This window comes from Fundidesulfovibrio sp. YSD1, assembly GCF_055397115.1.
Window position 1 is genome coordinate 406,442 of sequence record NZ_AP043666.1, and the last position, 14,792, is coordinate 421,233.

General features: G+C 64.9%; 18 protein-coding genes. 1 reads left to right on the forward strand and 17 read right to left on the reverse strand.

The annotated features are described in order from the left end of the window. Nucleotides 1–65 precede the first annotated feature (65 nt). The 9 genes from ACZ5V4_RS02030 to ACZ5V4_RS02070 all read right to left on the reverse strand — a co-directional run bounded on the left by ACZ5V4_RS02030 (nt 66) and on the right by ACZ5V4_RS02070 (nt 6,137). On the reverse strand, nt 66–515 hold the full coding sequence (locus ACZ5V4_RS02030) for a putative holin (RefSeq protein WP_464316513.1): 450 nt from the start codon (nt 513–515) through the stop codon (nt 66–68). Further along, nucleotides 515–817 (reverse strand): hypothetical protein, encoded by a 303-nt coding sequence (locus ACZ5V4_RS02035; protein WP_464316514.1) that lies wholly within the window; start codon nt 815–817, stop codon nt 515–517. The genes ACZ5V4_RS02030 and ACZ5V4_RS02035 overlap by 1 nt, the downstream gene beginning before the upstream one ends. 8 nt (nt 818–825) lie before the next feature. Further along, nucleotides 826–1,080 (reverse strand): hypothetical protein, encoded by a 255-nt coding sequence (locus ACZ5V4_RS02040; RefSeq protein WP_464316515.1) that lies wholly within the window; start codon nt 1,078–1,080, stop codon nt 826–828. Between the two features lie 11 nt (nt 1,081–1,091). Beyond that, nucleotides 1,092–2,126, reverse strand: coding sequence for a major capsid protein (locus ACZ5V4_RS02045; RefSeq protein WP_464316516.1), 1,035 nt, complete (start codon nt 2,124–2,126; stop codon nt 1,092–1,094). A gap of 13 nt (nt 2,127–2,139) precedes the next feature. Further along, the gene (locus ACZ5V4_RS02050) at nt 2,140–2,505 is read right to left on the reverse strand and encodes a head decoration protein (protein WP_464316517.1); all 366 of its coding nucleotides are present in this window, start codon (nt 2,503–2,505) and stop codon (nt 2,140–2,142) included. Next, nucleotides 2,505–3,761, reverse strand: coding sequence for a S49 family peptidase (locus ACZ5V4_RS02055; protein WP_464316518.1), 1,257 nt, complete (start codon nt 3,759–3,761; stop codon nt 2,505–2,507). Before ACZ5V4_RS02055 ends, ACZ5V4_RS02050 begins: the two co-directional genes overlap by 1 nt. Beyond that, on the reverse strand, nt 3,758–5,293 hold the full coding sequence (locus ACZ5V4_RS02060) for a phage portal protein (RefSeq protein WP_464316519.1): 1,536 nt from the start codon (nt 5,291–5,293) through the stop codon (nt 3,758–3,760). The genes ACZ5V4_RS02055 and ACZ5V4_RS02060 overlap by 4 nt, the downstream gene beginning before the upstream one ends. Then, a complete protein-coding gene (locus ACZ5V4_RS02065) occupies nt 5,290–5,514 on the reverse strand; it encodes a DUF6148 family protein (protein WP_464316520.1) in 225 nt (74 codons plus the stop codon). The genes ACZ5V4_RS02060 and ACZ5V4_RS02065 overlap by 4 nt, the downstream gene beginning before the upstream one ends. Nucleotides 5,515–5,612: 98 nt before the next feature. After that, the gene (locus ACZ5V4_RS02070; protein WP_464316521.1) at nt 5,613–6,137 is read right to left on the reverse strand and encodes an AAA family ATPase; all 525 of its coding nucleotides are present in this window, start codon (nt 6,135–6,137) and stop codon (nt 5,613–5,615) included. Between the two features lie 356 nt (nt 6,138–6,493). On the opposite strand from ACZ5V4_RS02070, the gene ACZ5V4_RS02075 reads away from it, so the two are divergent. Beyond that, nucleotides 6,494–7,605 (forward strand): IS3 family transposase gene (locus ACZ5V4_RS02075; RefSeq protein ID WP_464316522.1). Its coding sequence is split into 2 segments (ribosomal slippage): nt 6,494–6,752 and nt 6,752–7,605, totalling 1,113 coding nucleotides; the frame shifts between segments, so codons are not numbered across the junction. Here the strand turns inward: ACZ5V4_RS02075 and ACZ5V4_RS02080 are convergent. The 8 genes from ACZ5V4_RS02080 to ACZ5V4_RS02115 all read right to left on the reverse strand — a co-directional run bounded on the left by ACZ5V4_RS02080 (nt 7,595) and on the right by ACZ5V4_RS02115 (nt 14,777). Then, a complete protein-coding gene (locus tag ACZ5V4_RS02080; protein ID WP_464316523.1) occupies nt 7,595–7,861 on the reverse strand; it encodes a hypothetical protein in 267 nt (88 codons plus the stop codon). The genes ACZ5V4_RS02075 and ACZ5V4_RS02080 overlap by 11 nt on opposite strands. A 289-nt stretch (nt 7,862–8,150) precedes the next feature. Continuing rightward, nucleotides 8,151–10,061 carry a terminase gpA endonuclease subunit gene (locus tag ACZ5V4_RS02085; protein ID WP_464316524.1) on the reverse strand — a complete coding sequence of 637 codons (1,911 nt, stop codon included), beginning with the start codon at nt 10,059–10,061 and terminating at the stop codon, nt 8,151–8,153. Beyond that, nucleotides 10,058–11,473 carry a DNA (cytosine-5-)-methyltransferase gene (gene dcm / locus ACZ5V4_RS02090; RefSeq protein ID WP_464316525.1) on the reverse strand — a complete coding sequence of 472 codons (1,416 nt, stop codon included), beginning with the start codon at nt 11,471–11,473 and terminating at the stop codon, nt 10,058–10,060. The genes ACZ5V4_RS02085 and dcm overlap by 4 nt, the downstream gene beginning before the upstream one ends. Beyond that, on the reverse strand, nt 11,470–11,775 hold the full coding sequence (locus tag ACZ5V4_RS02095) for a hypothetical protein (RefSeq protein WP_464316526.1): 306 nt from the start codon (nt 11,773–11,775) through the stop codon (nt 11,470–11,472). Before ACZ5V4_RS02095 ends, dcm begins: the two co-directional genes overlap by 4 nt. A 57-nt stretch (nt 11,776–11,832) precedes the next feature. Further along, nucleotides 11,833–12,243, reverse strand: a complete 411-nt coding sequence (locus tag ACZ5V4_RS02100) for a hypothetical protein (protein WP_464316527.1) — start codon at nt 12,241–12,243, stop codon at nt 11,833–11,835. A 3-nt stretch (nt 12,244–12,246) separates the two neighbouring features. Continuing rightward, nucleotides 12,247–12,495: a hypothetical protein gene (locus ACZ5V4_RS02105; RefSeq protein WP_464316528.1), complete on the reverse strand. Its 249-nt coding sequence runs from the start codon at nt 12,493–12,495 to the stop codon at nt 12,247–12,249. A 237-nt stretch (nt 12,496–12,732) separates the two neighbouring features. Then, on the reverse strand, nt 12,733–13,443 hold the full coding sequence (locus ACZ5V4_RS02110) for a hypothetical protein (protein ID WP_464316529.1): 711 nt from the start codon (nt 13,441–13,443) through the stop codon (nt 12,733–12,735). Then, nucleotides 13,440–14,777: a DNA modification methylase gene (locus ACZ5V4_RS02115; RefSeq protein WP_464316530.1), complete on the reverse strand. Its 1,338-nt coding sequence runs from the start codon at nt 14,775–14,777 to the stop codon at nt 13,440–13,442. Before ACZ5V4_RS02115 ends, ACZ5V4_RS02110 begins: the two co-directional genes overlap by 4 nt. Between the last annotated feature and the right edge of the window lie 15 nt (nt 14,778–14,792).

Sequence of the window (14,792 nt, forward strand, 5' to 3'; positions counted from 1 at the left end):
GTGCCAGGCCAACAGGGCGAGCTGGCGCGCCTCGCGAGCCATCGCCCTGAATGCCCCCCGCGCGCTCACAGCGCGAGCCCCATGCCCAGCATGAACATGCCGACGATGATCGCCCGGCGGATCAGCGCGGCAGCGAACACGCCTTCGTAGCCCGGGGCCACGGCATGGTCGGCGACCCCCGCCTTGAACCCCTGCTCGGCCTGCCAGTCCTTGCGCAGGTAGCTGTCCGGCCTGGCGTAGGGAAACAGCCAGAAGTCCATCCAGTAGCCGAGGTATCCAGCCAGAAGCACCAACGACAGCTTGTAGGCGATGACCGCCAGCTGGACCGGAGAGGCCGCGCCCACAACGCCCAGACAGGACAGGGCGAGCACCAGACAGATGACCATGCGGAACGGGTTGGCCGAGGCCGTCCTGTCGAAATAGGCGATGATCGCCGCGCGGTGTCGCCAGGCCAGCAGGCCGAGCATGACCGCGCCTGCGGCAGCCAGGATCCAGATGATCGATGTTCCGAACATCACTGCCCTCCTCCGGGTGTCTCGTTGAGGATGTCCGCCTTGACATCGGGCGGCATGTCCTTGTCGTGGGCGACCATGGCGCGCACCATCCGGAAGATGGTGTTGGTGCGGTCGCGGATGTCGCGGCGCAGATCGGCCTGGCCGTCCCTGAACTGCTCCAGGCTCTGGCAGACGGCGCGGCGGCGCTCGTCGCACTGGGAGTGGCTCACGTAGTTGCGCCGGGTGACGGCGTGAACGGTCAGGGCCACCACCAGGGACACGAACCCGGTGATGGCTGCCGTTTCGAGGGGGGAGAACTGCACGGCCCCTCCTACTCGGGGTTGTCGGTTCCGGCCTGGGGTCCGGGCAGGGTCTGGCCCTCGCCGTCAGCTGCGGCGGACGCCTGCGGCACCACCACGTCGAACACGGGTTCCACGAAACCGCCCTCCTCCAGCTCCTCGGCGACCGCCCTGGGCACCTCGAGCAGGGCTCCGGGCCTGTGGGTTCTGCCCTCGTGGATCACTGAGTGCCTGCACTCGACCTTGACCAGGGAAGCCCTGCCGGGCTTGTTCGCGTTCTTGGCCATGGCGCTCGCTCCTAGATGGGGGTGATGGTGGCGAAGGCGTCCACTTCGTGCGGGACCATGACCGGCGCGGACTGGAGCTGGACGTGCTTGCGGGAGGGGTTCTTGGTCTCGAAGATCGAGGGGAAGTAGTCCACGGCCGCGGAGAACGCCTCGCCCATGGCGTCGAGGTCCTGGATGACGCCGTAGTGCCGGGTGCATTCGGCGTTGCTGGAACCCAGGATCATCTTGTTGGCGGGGATCATGGGCTGCTCGACGTCGTCGTCGTCGATGAACCACTCAGCGTAGGTGTAGAACGAGACCTGCTCCAGGTCCCCCAGGTAGGATGCGCCGTTGGGCAGGTCCTGCGGGTTGATCTGGCCCAGCGTCACCCGGCGGTTGTCCAGGGCGGCGAGGATCGTCTTGTTCCGCATGATGGCGTGGGCCACGTCCGCGCCGACCACGGCCACGTTGGGCACCAGGCCCGAGGCCTGGGCGATCATGAGCTTCCAGTCCCGCAGGTTTCCCAAAGGGTCGGAGGCGTCCGCCGTCCACTTGTCGTCCCCGGTCAGGGCGAAGACGTGGGCGGGGTCGCGAAGGAAATCGATCACGGCGTCCACGCCTTCGCCCACCACCCGGATCCTGGCCTCCAGAAGCGCGCAACGCACCATCCACTCCTCACGGCGGACGATGTACTTGCGCATGTCGGCCAGGTCCTTGCCGATCATCTCGGCCAGGCGCTCGGCGTGGGACTTGTTCTGCTTGTAGATCGTCTCGCCGGGCTGGCGGTCCAGGAGCATCCCCGGGGTGATGGTGCGGAACGGCTTGATGTAGGGCGGCTCGAAGGTGTCCGTACGGAAGCCTTCGCGGGCCATGGTGGTGCCGGGCAGGTCGGGGTTGACGAACGGGGCCATGCGCCGCTTGCCCTTCACCACGTCGATGTCCACCTTCTTGGTGGTGTGAAACTTGGTGCCGGTGAAGAACATGTCACGCAGGAAGGTCTTGGGCTGGGGGGTCGAGTCCAGCACATCGAGCATCGTCCTGCTGTCGAACAAATCAATGTCGGCCATCTGTGGGGCTCCTTCACTTCACCTTGCGGAGGTAGATGTTGAGGTCGCGCAGGGTCTTGCGCACGGATTCCACGGTATGCCCGTCGCCCAGGGTGATGGAGTCCTGGTTGAACTCGCCGGCCTCGAAGGCGGCGGCTGTCACCTCCTGCCCGCCGCCGTCCACGGCTTCGCACAGGATGCAATCCGGATCCTGGGAGCCGTCCGACGCGGCGGCCGTGCTCAGGACGTATTTCCCGGTGGCGGTGACCCGCCCGAGCACCGCGCCGCGCGGGAGCGCCCCGGCTGTGGCGGCCAGGGTCACGGGCTTGCTGGTCTGCGGGAAGCTGCCCGCGATCAGGTTGTCGGGCGTGTACGTGGCGTTGACGAAGTAGGAAGGCATCAGCTCACCCCCTTCATGCCGTCGGCCATGGCGGCCTTGAGCTTGTCTCTCTTCTCGGTGTCTGCGGAAGCCTGCCGGGCGGGATCCACGGGATCGGGCGCGGCGGCCTGGATTGCGGCCAGCATCCTGCTCTTGGTGTCTGACGCGGCCGGGCCTGCCTGCCCGGCGGCGGGCGCGGCCGCGATGGCCCCGGCAACGGCGGCCATCTGCTCGGCGGTGACGCCCGAGGCGGCGACCCTGCCGAGCTTGTCGGCGGCCTCCGGGCCGAAGACGTGTCCGGCCAGGGCCACGACGCGGGCCGTTTCGGCGGTCACCGCAGCGGATGCGTCCCGCTGCGGGGCCTGGGCCTCGAACTCGGCCCGGAGCTCCTGGACCAGATCCGGGTGTTCGGCCTTCAACTGTTTCAGATCCATGGTTTGCACCCCCTTGGTTGTTTGGGCCTGGATGCGCCCGATGAAGTCATCAAGGTTCATGACGTGGTCCACGAGTCCGACCGCTCTGGCTGCCTCGGAGAGGAAAACCTTCCCGTCGGCCCAGGCTGCTGCGTCGGCGACGTCCAGGCCGCGGTTGGCGCAGACGCCCCGCAGGAAAATGGCGTAGGTGTCGTCGAGGAACTGCTGGATCACGCCGCGCGCCGCTTCCGAGAGCGGGGCCGCGTCGTGCCCGAGGGCCTTGAAGGCGCCTGCGGAGATGAACGTGCGCTTGAGCCCGGCCTTCTCGTCCATGCCCGAGCGGTCGTGGTGCACCGAGAGCACGCCGATGGAGCCCACCACGGCCGTGGGAGGGGCCGCGATCTCGCGGGCCCCCGATCCGATCCAGTAGGCGGCCGAGGTCATCTGGCCGTCCGCGAAGGCGTAGACGGGCTTGCGGGAGTCGGCAGCCGCGACGAACTCGGCCAGTTCCTGGCAGCCGTCCACGGTGCCGCCAGGGCTCTCGATCTGGAGCAGGATGGCGGAGGACCGGGGGTCGTCCAGGGCCTGGGCCAGGGCCTCGCGCACCTCGGCATAGGTGCTGAAGCAGGACAGCCATGAGTTGCGCTTGACCAGCGTGCCCACCACCGGGACCACGGCCACGCCCCCGCGCAGATCGTAGGGCAGCTCCTCCCCGCTTTCGGCCGCCCCCCTGGCGGCGAACGCGGCCACGTCCGGGGTGCCCCCGGCCATCACCACGTCCAGGGCCTGCGCCAGGGCGGCCAGCGTCTCGGGGAGGATCGCCCAGCCGCTGCCGAGCATGGACAGGATGCGGTCGAATTTCATGCGGCCTCGTCCTCCTTGGGTTCGTTCGCCAGGGCCTCTCCAAGGCGGGCAGCGGCCTGCCCGCCAGCGGGTGCGAGCCCGTGCTCCTTGAGCACGGACCGCTCCAGGGCGCGCTGGGCCACCATGGCCTCCCAGTCGCCGCCGCGTTCGGCCACCACGTCGGCCAGGGTGAGCACCCCGGCCTCGAGGCCCGCGATTTCGGCCTGCATTTCCTTCACGGGATCGACGTGGCCGCGCGCCGGGCCGATCCACTCCGCGCAGCAGTAGTCGTGGCGGGCGTCGTAGAAGTCGGGCGCGGACGCGGGGAGATCGAGCATGTCCAGGAGCCAGGCTTCCTCCAGAACCATTTCCCAGAGCACCTGGCAGAACTGGTCCCGCAGCCACTGGCGGTAAAGACGGAACACGCGCCAGGCCTCGAGCAGCGCGGCGCGGGCCGAGCTGTAGTTCGTCTTGCTGAAATCCTTGGTGAAAATCTCGTAGGGCATGCCCACCGACGCGCCCAGGGCGCGCAGGACGCGCTCCACGAAGACGCCGAAGGAGCCGCCCGGGCGGTTGGCCGCCAGCAGGTGGGGCTTCTGGTTCGGCCCGCCGTAGAGCACCTGCCCGGCCTCGTAGGTGTGATAACGCGGTCCGGCCGCAGGGTCGTCGGGGTCGCCCGAGAAGGCCGCCGCCATGCCGCTGGGGTCCGAGGTCTCGATGAACACCGGGAACATGCTGGTGATGACGTTGGCCACCAGCTCGTAGTCCAGGTAGTCGTTGAGGTCGCGGAAGCCCTTCATGGACGGGATGAACATGGAGTCGCCGCGCACCTGCTCACACTCGCGCACGAAGAACCGGTGCAGCACCTGGGGGCGGTGCCCGCGCCAGGCCGGGTAAAGACGGAACCCGGAGGAATCCAGGGAGGAGGACAGCAGGCCGTCGCGCGGATTGGCGATGTAGTAGCCCACCGGCTCGCGGCAATCGCCCAGGACCACCCCGGCGCGCACGTTGCGGTCCGAGGCCTTGTCAGCGGGCGTGGCCAGCCGCGCGGGGTGAACATCCTGCAAGGCCAGGGAGAAGGTGCGGCCCTGCTTGTTCTTCTTCATGAGGGGCAGGGAGATGAACTCACCGTGCGTGAGCATGGAGCGGATGTTCAGGTACTGGAAGGCGCCGAAGGTCATGCGCCCCCCGGCGTCCGCCTCGCGGCACCAGATCTTCCAGGCGCGTTCGGCCGAGGCCTGATATTGCTTGGCCTGGTCCGGCGTGAGTCCAAGGCGTCTGGCGTCCACCCTGCTCTGGGGGGCGAGGCCCACCCCGACGGTGTTGACCGCCATGGAATCGACCAGCCCGGCCGCGTGGGCGTCGCTGGCCACCAGGTCCTCGGCGCGCATGTGCACGAGCTTGCGGTCGCGCTCCTCAAGGAGCGCGGTGACCCGGCCCGGATGCCAGTTGGAGAGGGTGTCGCGGCTGGTGGCCGCTGTCCGGCGCACAGGGAGAACCTGGCCGGAGATGGGCGTGCCCCACCTGTCGAGTATCAGGCCGCCACCGCTCATCTGCGAGGCCTCACCCGGACCCCGGCCAGGGGCGGCACGCCGTTGAGACGGTCTTTCTCTTCGGCGAGATAGGAGAGGTGGGCGCGTATCTCAGGCAGGTCGGCGCGGGTCAGTTCACGCGTGCCGATGCGGTAGGACTGGCCACCCGCACAGGCCAGGGAGGCGGCCTTGTAGGCGGCGATCTGCTCTTCGAGTTCGGTCGGGGTCCAGATGGAAGCCATGCGAATCGGGATAGCCGATTCGCATGGCGGATGACGGAGCTATGGGGACGTGAGGTTCAAATGTTATGGCAGCAAGTTCCAGACACAGTATCAGCTCGCTACATATTGCCTAGAATAAACTGAATACGTTCTGAAACACTGGATTCAATGTCATCACCTGCGAACATTGGCACAGTAACGACATCATAACCAAGCCCAGCATAAATATCAAATATGTTTCTACCAATTGATTCAACAACAACCTTGTCAGTAACACGGATACCGTCCGACACAATTGGCAGCTGTTCCAGAAAAAAAACTTTTGTGTAATCCGGCAGACCAGTCTTAGCAAGGACATCATCAAGATCAACGCCCAACAAACGAAGATACGCAAATGAATCTGGGATACCTCTATCCAAAAAAGTCACGCGAGATTTAGGAATTTGCATCTCGCGACTAAGTTGCAAATTCATAATATCAAGCTGGAACTGAATGGAACTCTCATCAATATCTCGGCCAAGGCCAATGCAATTCTCTATGTATATCCGAGCAGACTCATGGAATACAGAATACCCAACCCCAGACAATCCATCAACAAGCGTAGTCTTGCCAGAAGAAGGGGCTCCCGTTATGACGTACTTCACAACAGACTAACCACAAAACAATTGCATCTTAATCAGATTAGAAAATCCGAGCGCAAAGAAACCAAGGGCCAAACCAAAAATAAGAGACAGAACATTCCCATATATATAAATATAGAATTTTGTCATCACCAAGCTCTCTCTCTTGTCTTTAAGATCATCAGGTATCCCATAACCAAGCCGCTCACTTTTGATCCATCCAAAAAAACCCTTAAGCACCATCCAACCACCTACCAATGAGTATTCACCCCCATAAACAGACCCAATATACAACAAGCGCTCAAGTCCACTGACCTGCTCGGCTCTTTTCAGACCAGCTGAAACTTGAGAAGGTGGCTCTCGCCGACAAAGAGGGAGCCATGAGGAAGTCACGATTTTCGGAAGAGCAGATGGTGGGCATCTTGCGGGAGGCCGACCGCGATCCGGTGCCCCAGGTGGCAAAGCGTCACGGCGTCAGCGAGCAGACGATCTATACCTGGCGTCAGCGTTTCAGCGGCATGACAGCCGATGACGTGAAGAAGCTCCGCCAATTGGAGCAGGAAAACGCCAGGTTGAAGAAGTTGCTGGCCGAGCGGGACCTCGAAATCGAGGTGATGAAGGAGATCGCGGCAAAAAAATGGTAGGCGCACCCGTCCGCCGCCAGCAGGTGACGTTCGCGACGAAGCGCGGCTTGTCACAACGCAGGGCGTGTGCGCTGTTGTCCACCTCCCGCTCGACTTTGCACTACGAGTCGCGCATGGAAGCCCGTGACAGCCCGCTCATCGAGGCCATGACCGGCTTGGCGAACCTGTATCCCCGGTACGGCTACCGCCGGATACAGGTGTTCATGGAGCATCTGGGCTATTTCATGGGGCCTGACAAAACGTTCCGGCTCTGGAGCAAGGCGGGCCTACAAGTGCCGAAGAAACGCGGCAGGAAACGCGTTGCGGGGTCACGTCCCCGGCCACAACTGCCGTGCGGAGCCAATGAGGTGTGGGCTTACGATTTCGTGTTTGATGCCTGCGCCAACGGACAGCAGCTGAAATGCTTGACGATCATTGACGAATACACCCGCGAATGCCTGGCCATCGATGTGGCCGGGAGCATACGTTCCGGGCGGGTGATCGAGGTGTTGGCGCGCCTTGCCAGCGAGCGGGGAGCGCCGCGATACCTGCGCTCCGACAACGGACCGGAGTTTGTATCCAAGGCGCTGCTGCGCTGGGCAACGAACGAATCGCTGGGCATCGCCTTGATTGATCCTGGCAAGCCCTGGCAGAATGGGATGGTCGAAAGCTTCAACGGGAAGTTCCGGGACGAGTGCCTGTCCATGGAGTGGTTTCGCTCCAGAGTGGAAGCCAAGGTCGTCATTGAGGACTGGCGCAGGCTATACAACGAGGTCCGGCCCCACTCAAGCCTGGGAAAGATGACCCCCAAGGCCTACGCGGGAATGATCGGCAACAACCTGAACCAGGGGGCCACCCTCAAGAATTGAGTGGTCCGAAGAAACCCGGCAGGTCACCACCAATTTCTGCACCATAATTGAGTTTAAGACCTTTAATAAACTGTTGAATCTGAACTTCAACTGCTTGACCATTTTCTAAATCATCCCAATGCCTCCTCAGAACTTGATCGTGCATGGTTTGTATCAAATCATCAACATAGTACTTTGAAATTATCGCTGCCACACCGATCCCAATAATCTTGTCCACCCAAAAAATGCCGAGGAATTGCAACAAATGATCAAGCATCGAAGAACCCTTCAATCCAATCAATAGTGCAGGACACGAGCCAAACATGCACCATCAAACCGAGACCACAGCTCAAATTATAAGCCGATCAACCGCTTATCCAACCATTCTTGAGCCACCCAAGCCGGTAGCTTAATCCCCTTTTTCTTGCCTATTCGATATGCCGGTGCCAATTCTCCACTCCCTACTTTTCGGTAAAATTCCGTTTTCGAAAACCCGCACTTCTCACAGAAATACTTCCACCCCCGCAACCTCTCATCCCTCTTCCCCTGTTCAGCAGCCATCTCTCCTACCTCCTCCCAAGAATTCTCGATTTCGCACTCCCCCCCGCCACGGGCCGCCCGCCCCCGACGGGCTGCTGCCTCCCGGGCGACTGGACCTCCCCCTCCACCCCGCGCCGCCGTTGCGCCGCGTTCAGCATCTTCAGGTTGGGCAGCCAGCTCGGATCAACGCAGGCGGACGCCATCACCAGGCAGTCCAGGTAGTGGTTGTTCCTGCTTGTGCGCTCCCAGACCAACTCGCCGTTCTTCGTTCGCACCAAGCGTTCCGCAGCGATCTGGGCGGCGAAGTCCTCCCCCGTTTCCGCGTGCAGGTGGAACGGCTGGCGGGAGTCCGGGCTCATGCGCCCGTGGATGAGCCCCTTGAAATAGGCTGTGTCGATGACGGCCAGCTGCAGGCCGCCAGGGAGCAGCCTGCCCGAGCGCGGCAGCTTGTCGATGGTGGTCCAGCGCACGGGCGAGAGCTGCTCCCTGCTCGCGCCCTTGGTGGCGAAGACCTTGCGGGTCCGGGCGTGCTTGCGCACGTGGAGGTAGACCTCCTCCGTGCGGGTCCACTGGCCGGAGTCGGTCTCGCCGCCGCCCGAGTCGTAGGCGACCCGCCACAGGCCAAGTGAGTGGGCCCCGCCCTCGCCCGTGTACTGGGCCGAGTGAATGACCTCCACGTCTTCCCAGTCCCCGGCGATGTAGCCGTAGTCCACCAGCCAGCTTTCCATTGCCTCGGTCCAGGCCAGCACGGCGAAGTAGAAGCCGCGCTTCTGCACGTCGACGCCGCAGGTGAGGGCGATGGCCCCGCGCGGCACGGTGCGCGGCGGCAGGTCGCACTTGAGGGCGAGGATTTTCTGCTCGTCGGTCTCGATCTCCTTCTGCTTGAAGGGCCTGGCCCCGCGCCCGTTGTTGTAGTCGCGCAGCTTCCTGTCGTCGCCGGAGGCCTCGGCCTCCATGCGGTCCGCCACGATCTCGGACAGGGAGACGAACCGGGAGACGATGGACGGCAGCTGGAACCCCACCTTGATGGGATCCGGCACCGGGGTGTCGGCGCGCCAGAACCCGCGCCCGACGGCCACGTCGCGGGCGTGGTCGGTCCAGAGGTATTTGCAGTGCTCGCACGGATAGCGGCCGAGGTGCAGACGCCTGACGGTGCGCGGGTCCTCGATGTCGTCACCGGGCCTGGGCCTGTCCGGGGCCACCACCTTGATGCGGTCGATGTCCATGACCTGGTGCACGCCGCATGCAGGACAGGGCACGTGGTAGTGGCGCAGTTCGTCGCACTCGAGCGTGATGACGGTCCAGATGGCGCTTGTCTCGTCGCCCATGGGCTTGGAGATGAGCAGAACCCTGCGCTTGTCCTTGTAGCTGATGGTGCGCTCGCGGAACTCGTGCACGGGAGCTCCCTGCCCGGCGATCTGGCGGTAGAGGTCCACCTCGTCCAGGAACTCGTGCAGGATGGAAACCGACGCGCGCTGGCTCTGGGACTGGGCCGAGGCCAGCACCAGGGAGGAGCCGTCGCGCAGCTCCAGCGAGTTGCGCGTGTCGCGGTGGAGCAGGCGGCGCAAGGTCGCGGAACCCCGCATGCGCGGCAGGAGCTTCTTCTGCACGGCCCTGGCCAGGGTGTCCTCATCGGGCATGGCCAGGAGCTTCGGTCCGGGAAAATGCTCCATGGAGTAGAACAGGCAGGCCATCAGCAGCTCGCTCTTGCCGATCTGCGGGCTGGCGCACACGGCCACTTCCTGGATGCCCGGCTGAAAGAGCGTGTCCATGATGCCCGGAAGGTAGGGCGTGGCGTCCAGGCGCAGACGGGAGCCCGCGTAGGGGCCGTCCTGCACGATGATGTTGCGCGACGCCCAGGTCGAGACCCGGGGGCGAACGCGCTTGCGGAAGATGGAGCGTTCGGCGTCGGAGTACCTGAAAGAGACTGAGGTCACGGGACGGCCTCCTGCATTGCCCGTGCGGCCTCTCGCTCCACTTCGTTGATTCGGCTCCCGATCCACTCGGCGTGGGGCTTTCCGACGCCGTTGCCGATCATCTTGTACTGCGGACCATCCTTCAAGGTTATCCGGTGCCCGTTGTCGTCCACGCCCCAAGCGCACCAGTCGTCGGGCCAGCCCATGAGCCGGTGGCACTCCACTGGCGTCAGACGGCGCACCTGCATGGAGTGCACGACATTCCACGGTTTGACGGTCTCAAGAGCCCCGATAGTGTTGTTCGACGCCTGGGGGGGCCTGTCGTAGCCTCGACCATCGTCTCCACGAAATCGATCCTGGAACACCAATGCCGGGGGGTGCGCACTGGATGCAAGCGGATGACATGCGTCACCAGGGCGAGGGCTGCATCGGTTATTCGGGCTCGTGATCTGCGTCGTGTCGAACGCTACGGGAGCGAGCACGTGGGGTTTGTCCCCTCCCCCTTGGCTGGAGCGCAGAGCAGTGGCCACGTCGCCGGATATCTCGGCGGCGCCTCCTCCCTCCCGGCCACGCAAAGCGACTGAAACCGGTACCAACGGCGTGCCTCGTCCGGTGCCGTCCTCGCTGGCGTCGGCACCTTCACCCCGGAGAGAATGGGTCACCAGCGTGTCGGATTCGAAATCGATTCGGTACCCGCTTCCGGATTCGTTGCAACCAACCCGGGAGGCGACCTGAATCGGACCGGATGTGTTGTTGCCGCCGAAAGCCTGTATCACGCCGCCATCGAGGTCGAAGTCCGTGCCGAGGCCACCGCCTCCAGAGCCTCGACTAGGGATGGTGGGAGCTGTTTTCCCCGGTTTTTGGCGCGCTGGAGGATTCCAGCGCACGCCTTCGGGCTCAAAAAGTACCGCTGCGGCACGTTGCCACCCTCCAGAATGACCGACAACGAAGACACGCTCGCGTCGCTGGGGAGGGCCGAAGTATTGAAGGTCCAGAACTCGGTAAGCGATCCCGCTCCACCTCTTCCCCATTTCCGTGAGGACGGTCGCGAAATCCTCTCCCCCGTTGCTGGACAGGGCGCCGCGCACGTTCTCCCAGACTGCGATTCGAGGCGGTACAGCCATCTCGTCAACGACGCGCATCGCATGGAAGAACAGTCCTGATCGCTCCCCCGACAGTCCGGCCCGCCTTCCAGCGATGCTGAGGTCCTGGCAGGGGCTCCCGAAGAACAGTACGTCAACAGGTTCAAGCGTTGCACCTCTCAACTCCTTGATGTCATGGTGGATGGGCACGCCGGGAAAATGGCGGCGGAAGACGGCCCTGGCCTTGCGGTCGATCTCGCACGCCCAGTGCAGGACCATGCCCGCAGCAACAAGGCCCATGTCGGCTCCGCCGACGCCCGAGAAGAATGTACCGGCGGAAAGCGCCTTCATTGCCGCCCCTCCAGGGCCATGACGGCCGCCTCGATCACCGCTTCCGGCATGCGGTTGCTCACCGACCACCCGTTGCCGCGACCTGCGGCCATGTCGGTGAACATCGCCGCCCACATGTCCGCGAACACGTCATGGCCGAAATCCACGGAGCAGCCCCAGCCGCCGCGAGTCATCGCCTCGATCACCTGCCAGGCGAGAATCTGGCGGTCGTTGCCCTCGTCGTAGCGCCATGCCTGCACGATGGCCTCGGGAGTGGCGCAACCGAGAACCTCCGCGAGCCTGAAGAGCTGTTCATCGGTCATGGAGCACCTCCAACCGAAGGCCTTTCATGGGAGAGTCCTTGCCGGCAGTCGCGGGGATCACGACCTGTCCCCCGCAGGAAGCTGGGCCGCGCGCCAGTCGCACACAGCGGCCAGCGCGCCGGGTGCGGGGCCACTGTCCACGCGCCTGCGCACGGTGGCCACACGCGACAGGCAGCCGCGCAGCATCTTGATCTGCGGGCGCGAGAAGTCCCCGCGCGCCAGAAGCCTCCTGAGGCCGGACTCGGCCCTGGCCAGCAGGGACGCCGCGGTGCCACCGGGCGCGGCCTCGAAAAAGGGAACGTCCCCGAAGGCCTGGGAGCGCAGGAACATCAGCGCCCCGCGCACCACGGCGAGTTCCCGCAACTCCTCGCAGCGCAGCTGGGGAGAGCGGCAGGCCAGGGCCAGAGCGGCCCGCGAGTCGTCCAGGTGAGCGCTCAGGAAACTGACACCGGTGTGGGAAGCAGGCATCGGTCACCTCCACGAAGTCGCACGCTGGTTTGCATCCTGGCCCTGCACAGGCCGGGTGGCCCGCAGGAGCAGCTCCACGTCCGGGCGCCCGATATGCGGGCGCAGGGCGCGCTCGCGCCAGGTGGGCTCCGGTGGTTCGACCGAGCGGGCGAGCATCCACCCGGCCAGGACCACGAGCACGACGGCCAGGGCCGTCACCAGGGCCTCGCGGCGGACCTCCGCGCGGGTGATCCCGTCCTCCCGGGGAGTCACGCGGCCTCCGGCCCCGGGTCGGGGCGGTGTTGGCTGACGGCGGGGAAGGACACGAGTGGGGCTGATTCCTGACCCCTCCGGTCTGCCCGAACAGCCAACAGATGAGTCGCGGAAATTTCGACCTGACGCAGCTGACGGATGCGCTCACAGGTCTCAGAGAGCGTCGCCTCGGGCATTCCAAGGGCCATGCGGATTTCAGGGTGAACGGCGTGCATCTGGTACTCCTCCGTTTCGGTTTCAGGCCGGGTCATCCGGCAGATCCACCACGAACTCCTGGTCCGCCGCGTAGACGTCCAGCCACTCCTCCGTGGACTCCTCCCAGAACCGGAGAAACGCCGGCAGCGTGGAGGGGTCGCCCTTCAACAGCTCGATGAGCTTCGGCCCCAAAAGCGTCCCCCAGTTCTCGACCCGCGACCTGAGGTGCTGGGCCCTGGCCGCGAAGCCGCGCTCCACTTCGGCCCGGGAGATCAGCTCGCCCTCGAGCTTCAACCGGCGCATCCTGGCCAGCTTGGCCTGCTCCGCCTTGTGGTCGGCGTCCGCCTCAAGGCGCTGCCGGGTGGCCTTGGTGGTCTCGACCTCCTCCTCCCTGGCCACGGTCGGCAGGTTCGCGGCGTAGGCCAGGAGTACCTTCTCCTCGAAGCGCCCCTCGGGATCGGTGGGGATCGCCCCAGCCTTGCAGTCGTCATGGAACTTGCTCCGCCCGAGCTTGAAGCCGCGTCCCTGCAGGTAGGCCAGGGCGTCCTTGCGCTTGGCGAAGAGGCGGCCGCCGGGCGGGGAGACCTCCGACGAGGCGAGGTTCACCTCGTCCCGGGCCTTGCGGAACGCGTCGATGTTGTCCTTCGTTGGATGGTCTCTCATGCGTTTCTTGGCCTCCTCCTTGGCCTTGAGCAGGGAGGGCAGGTCCGTGGCGGCGCTGCGTTCGATTATGGGCTTGAGGTCCTCGCTCATGCTGCGCCTCCCGCTTCCGCGAACGTGCCGCCGTCATGGCGGACCGCCTCCCGCCCGGTGTGGGCCTGCCACCGGCGGACGATGACGTCGGCGAAACGCGGATCCAGTTCCATGGTGCGGCAGGGCCGCCCCAGGGTTTCGCAGGCCATGAGCGTGGATCCGGAGCCGCCGAACGGGTCGATGACGAGCGCACCGGGCCTGCTGGAATTGCGGATGAAGCGCTCGATCAGGGCCACGGGCTTCATGGTGGGGTGAGCGTCGCTGCGCGCGGGCTTGTCCACGCTCACCACCGATCCCGAGACCACCTCAACGACGAGGTCCTGGCCCGAGAGGATGAGCAGGTCATCCCCGGCGGGGATCTGCACGCGGCCGTCGTCCAGGAGGAGCACGCCCGGGAGCTCTTCGATCAGGGTGCTCTGGCGGCGTCCGCCGAACCAGGAGTGGCGGCCGGTGGGCTTCCAGCCGTAGAGAATGGGCTCGTGCTGCCAGTGATAGTCAGCGCGGCCCAGGACATGGATGTTCTTTCGCCAGATCAGGCATGAGGCCAGCTTGAAGCCTGCGGCCCGGAAGGCATCCCGGAAGGCCAGTCCCTCGGTGTCGGAGTGGGCCACGTAAACGGGAGCCCCGTCAGCCAGGACCTCATAAAGGACCGAGAAGGCGCGGCCGAGGAAGCCCCGGAAATCCGCCTCGGGCAAGTCGTCGTTGAGGATCTTGCCGGCCTTGCCCTCCACGGCCACGTTGTACGGCGGGTCGGTGACGGCCAGGGCCGGTCGCTCCCCTCCGAGCAGGGCGGCCATGTCCGCTGCGGAAGTGGCGTCCCCGCAGAGCAGACGGTGAGCGCCCAGAGTCCACACGTCCCCGGGGCGGGTGAAGGGAATTACCGGAACAGGAGGCACGTCATCAGGATCGGTGCGGCCCATGCCTGGGATGAGCGCGAGCAACGCGTCCAACTCGGGAATGTCGAACCCGGTCAGGCCGAGGTCGAAATCCAGGTCACGCAGATCCGCGAGTTCCAGGGCGACGGCCTCATCGTCCCAGGACGCCCAGGTGGCGGAGCGGTTGACCAGCAGCCGGAACGCCCGGACCTGGGCCTCCGAAAGCCCGTCTGCAAGGACCACCGGGATGGACTCCATGCCCAGCCGCCTGGCGGCCTCAAGGCGCAGGCAGCCGTTCACAACCTCTCCGTCCCCCCTGGCGAGCACCGGCACCCGGAAGCCGTATTCGTTTATCGAGTCCATCATCCGCTTCACCGTCGCCCCGTCGAAGCTGCGCAGGGCGCGCCCGTAGTTTCTCAGCCTTTCAACAGCCCAGTATTCGAGCCTCAGTCTTTCCATCCGTCGGTCCCCGTG

Excerpts from the sequence above, each read along its gene's own strand:
- ACZ5V4_RS02030 (WP_464316513.1), bottom strand. The coding sequence starts at position 515 with ATGTTCGGAACATCGATCATCTGGATCCTGGCTGCCGCAGGCGCGGTC.
- ACZ5V4_RS02040 (WP_464316515.1), bottom strand. The coding sequence starts at position 1,080 with ATGGCCAAGAACGCGAACAAGCCCGGCAGGGCTTCCCTGGTCAAGGTC.
- ACZ5V4_RS02045 (WP_464316516.1), bottom strand. The coding sequence starts at position 2,126 with ATGGCCGACATTGATTTGTTCGACAGCAGGACGATGCTCGATGTGCTG.
- ACZ5V4_RS02050 (WP_464316517.1), bottom strand. The coding sequence starts at position 2,505 with ATGCCTTCCTACTTCGTCAACGCCACGTACACGCCCGACAACCTGATC.
- ACZ5V4_RS02055 (WP_464316518.1), bottom strand. The coding sequence starts at position 3,761 with ATGAAATTCGACCGCATCCTGTCCATGCTCGGCAGCGGCTGGGCGATC.
- ACZ5V4_RS02060 (WP_464316519.1), bottom strand. The coding sequence starts at position 5,293 with ATGAGCGGTGGCGGCCTGATACTCGACAGGTGGGGCACGCCCATCTCC.
- ACZ5V4_RS02065 (WP_464316520.1), bottom strand. The coding sequence starts at position 5,514 with ATGGCTTCCATCTGGACCCCGACCGAACTCGAAGAGCAGATCGCCGCC.
- ACZ5V4_RS02080 (WP_464316523.1), bottom strand. The coding sequence starts at position 7,861 with ATGCTTGATCATTTGTTGCAATTCCTCGGCATTTTTTGGGTGGACAAG.
- dcm (WP_464316525.1), bottom strand. The coding sequence starts at position 11,473 with ATGAAGGCGCTTTCCGCCGGTACATTCTTCTCGGGCGTCGGCGGAGCC.
- ACZ5V4_RS02095 (WP_464316526.1), bottom strand. The coding sequence starts at position 11,775 with ATGACCGATGAACAGCTCTTCAGGCTCGCGGAGGTTCTCGGTTGCGCC.
- ACZ5V4_RS02100 (WP_464316527.1), bottom strand. The coding sequence starts at position 12,243 with ATGCCTGCTTCCCACACCGGTGTCAGTTTCCTGAGCGCTCACCTGGAC.
- ACZ5V4_RS02110 (WP_464316529.1), bottom strand. The coding sequence starts at position 13,443 with ATGAGCGAGGACCTCAAGCCCATAATCGAACGCAGCGCCGCCACGGAC.
- ACZ5V4_RS02115 (WP_464316530.1), bottom strand. The coding sequence starts at position 14,777 with ATGGAAAGACTGAGGCTCGAATACTGGGCTGTTGAAAGGCTGAGAAAC.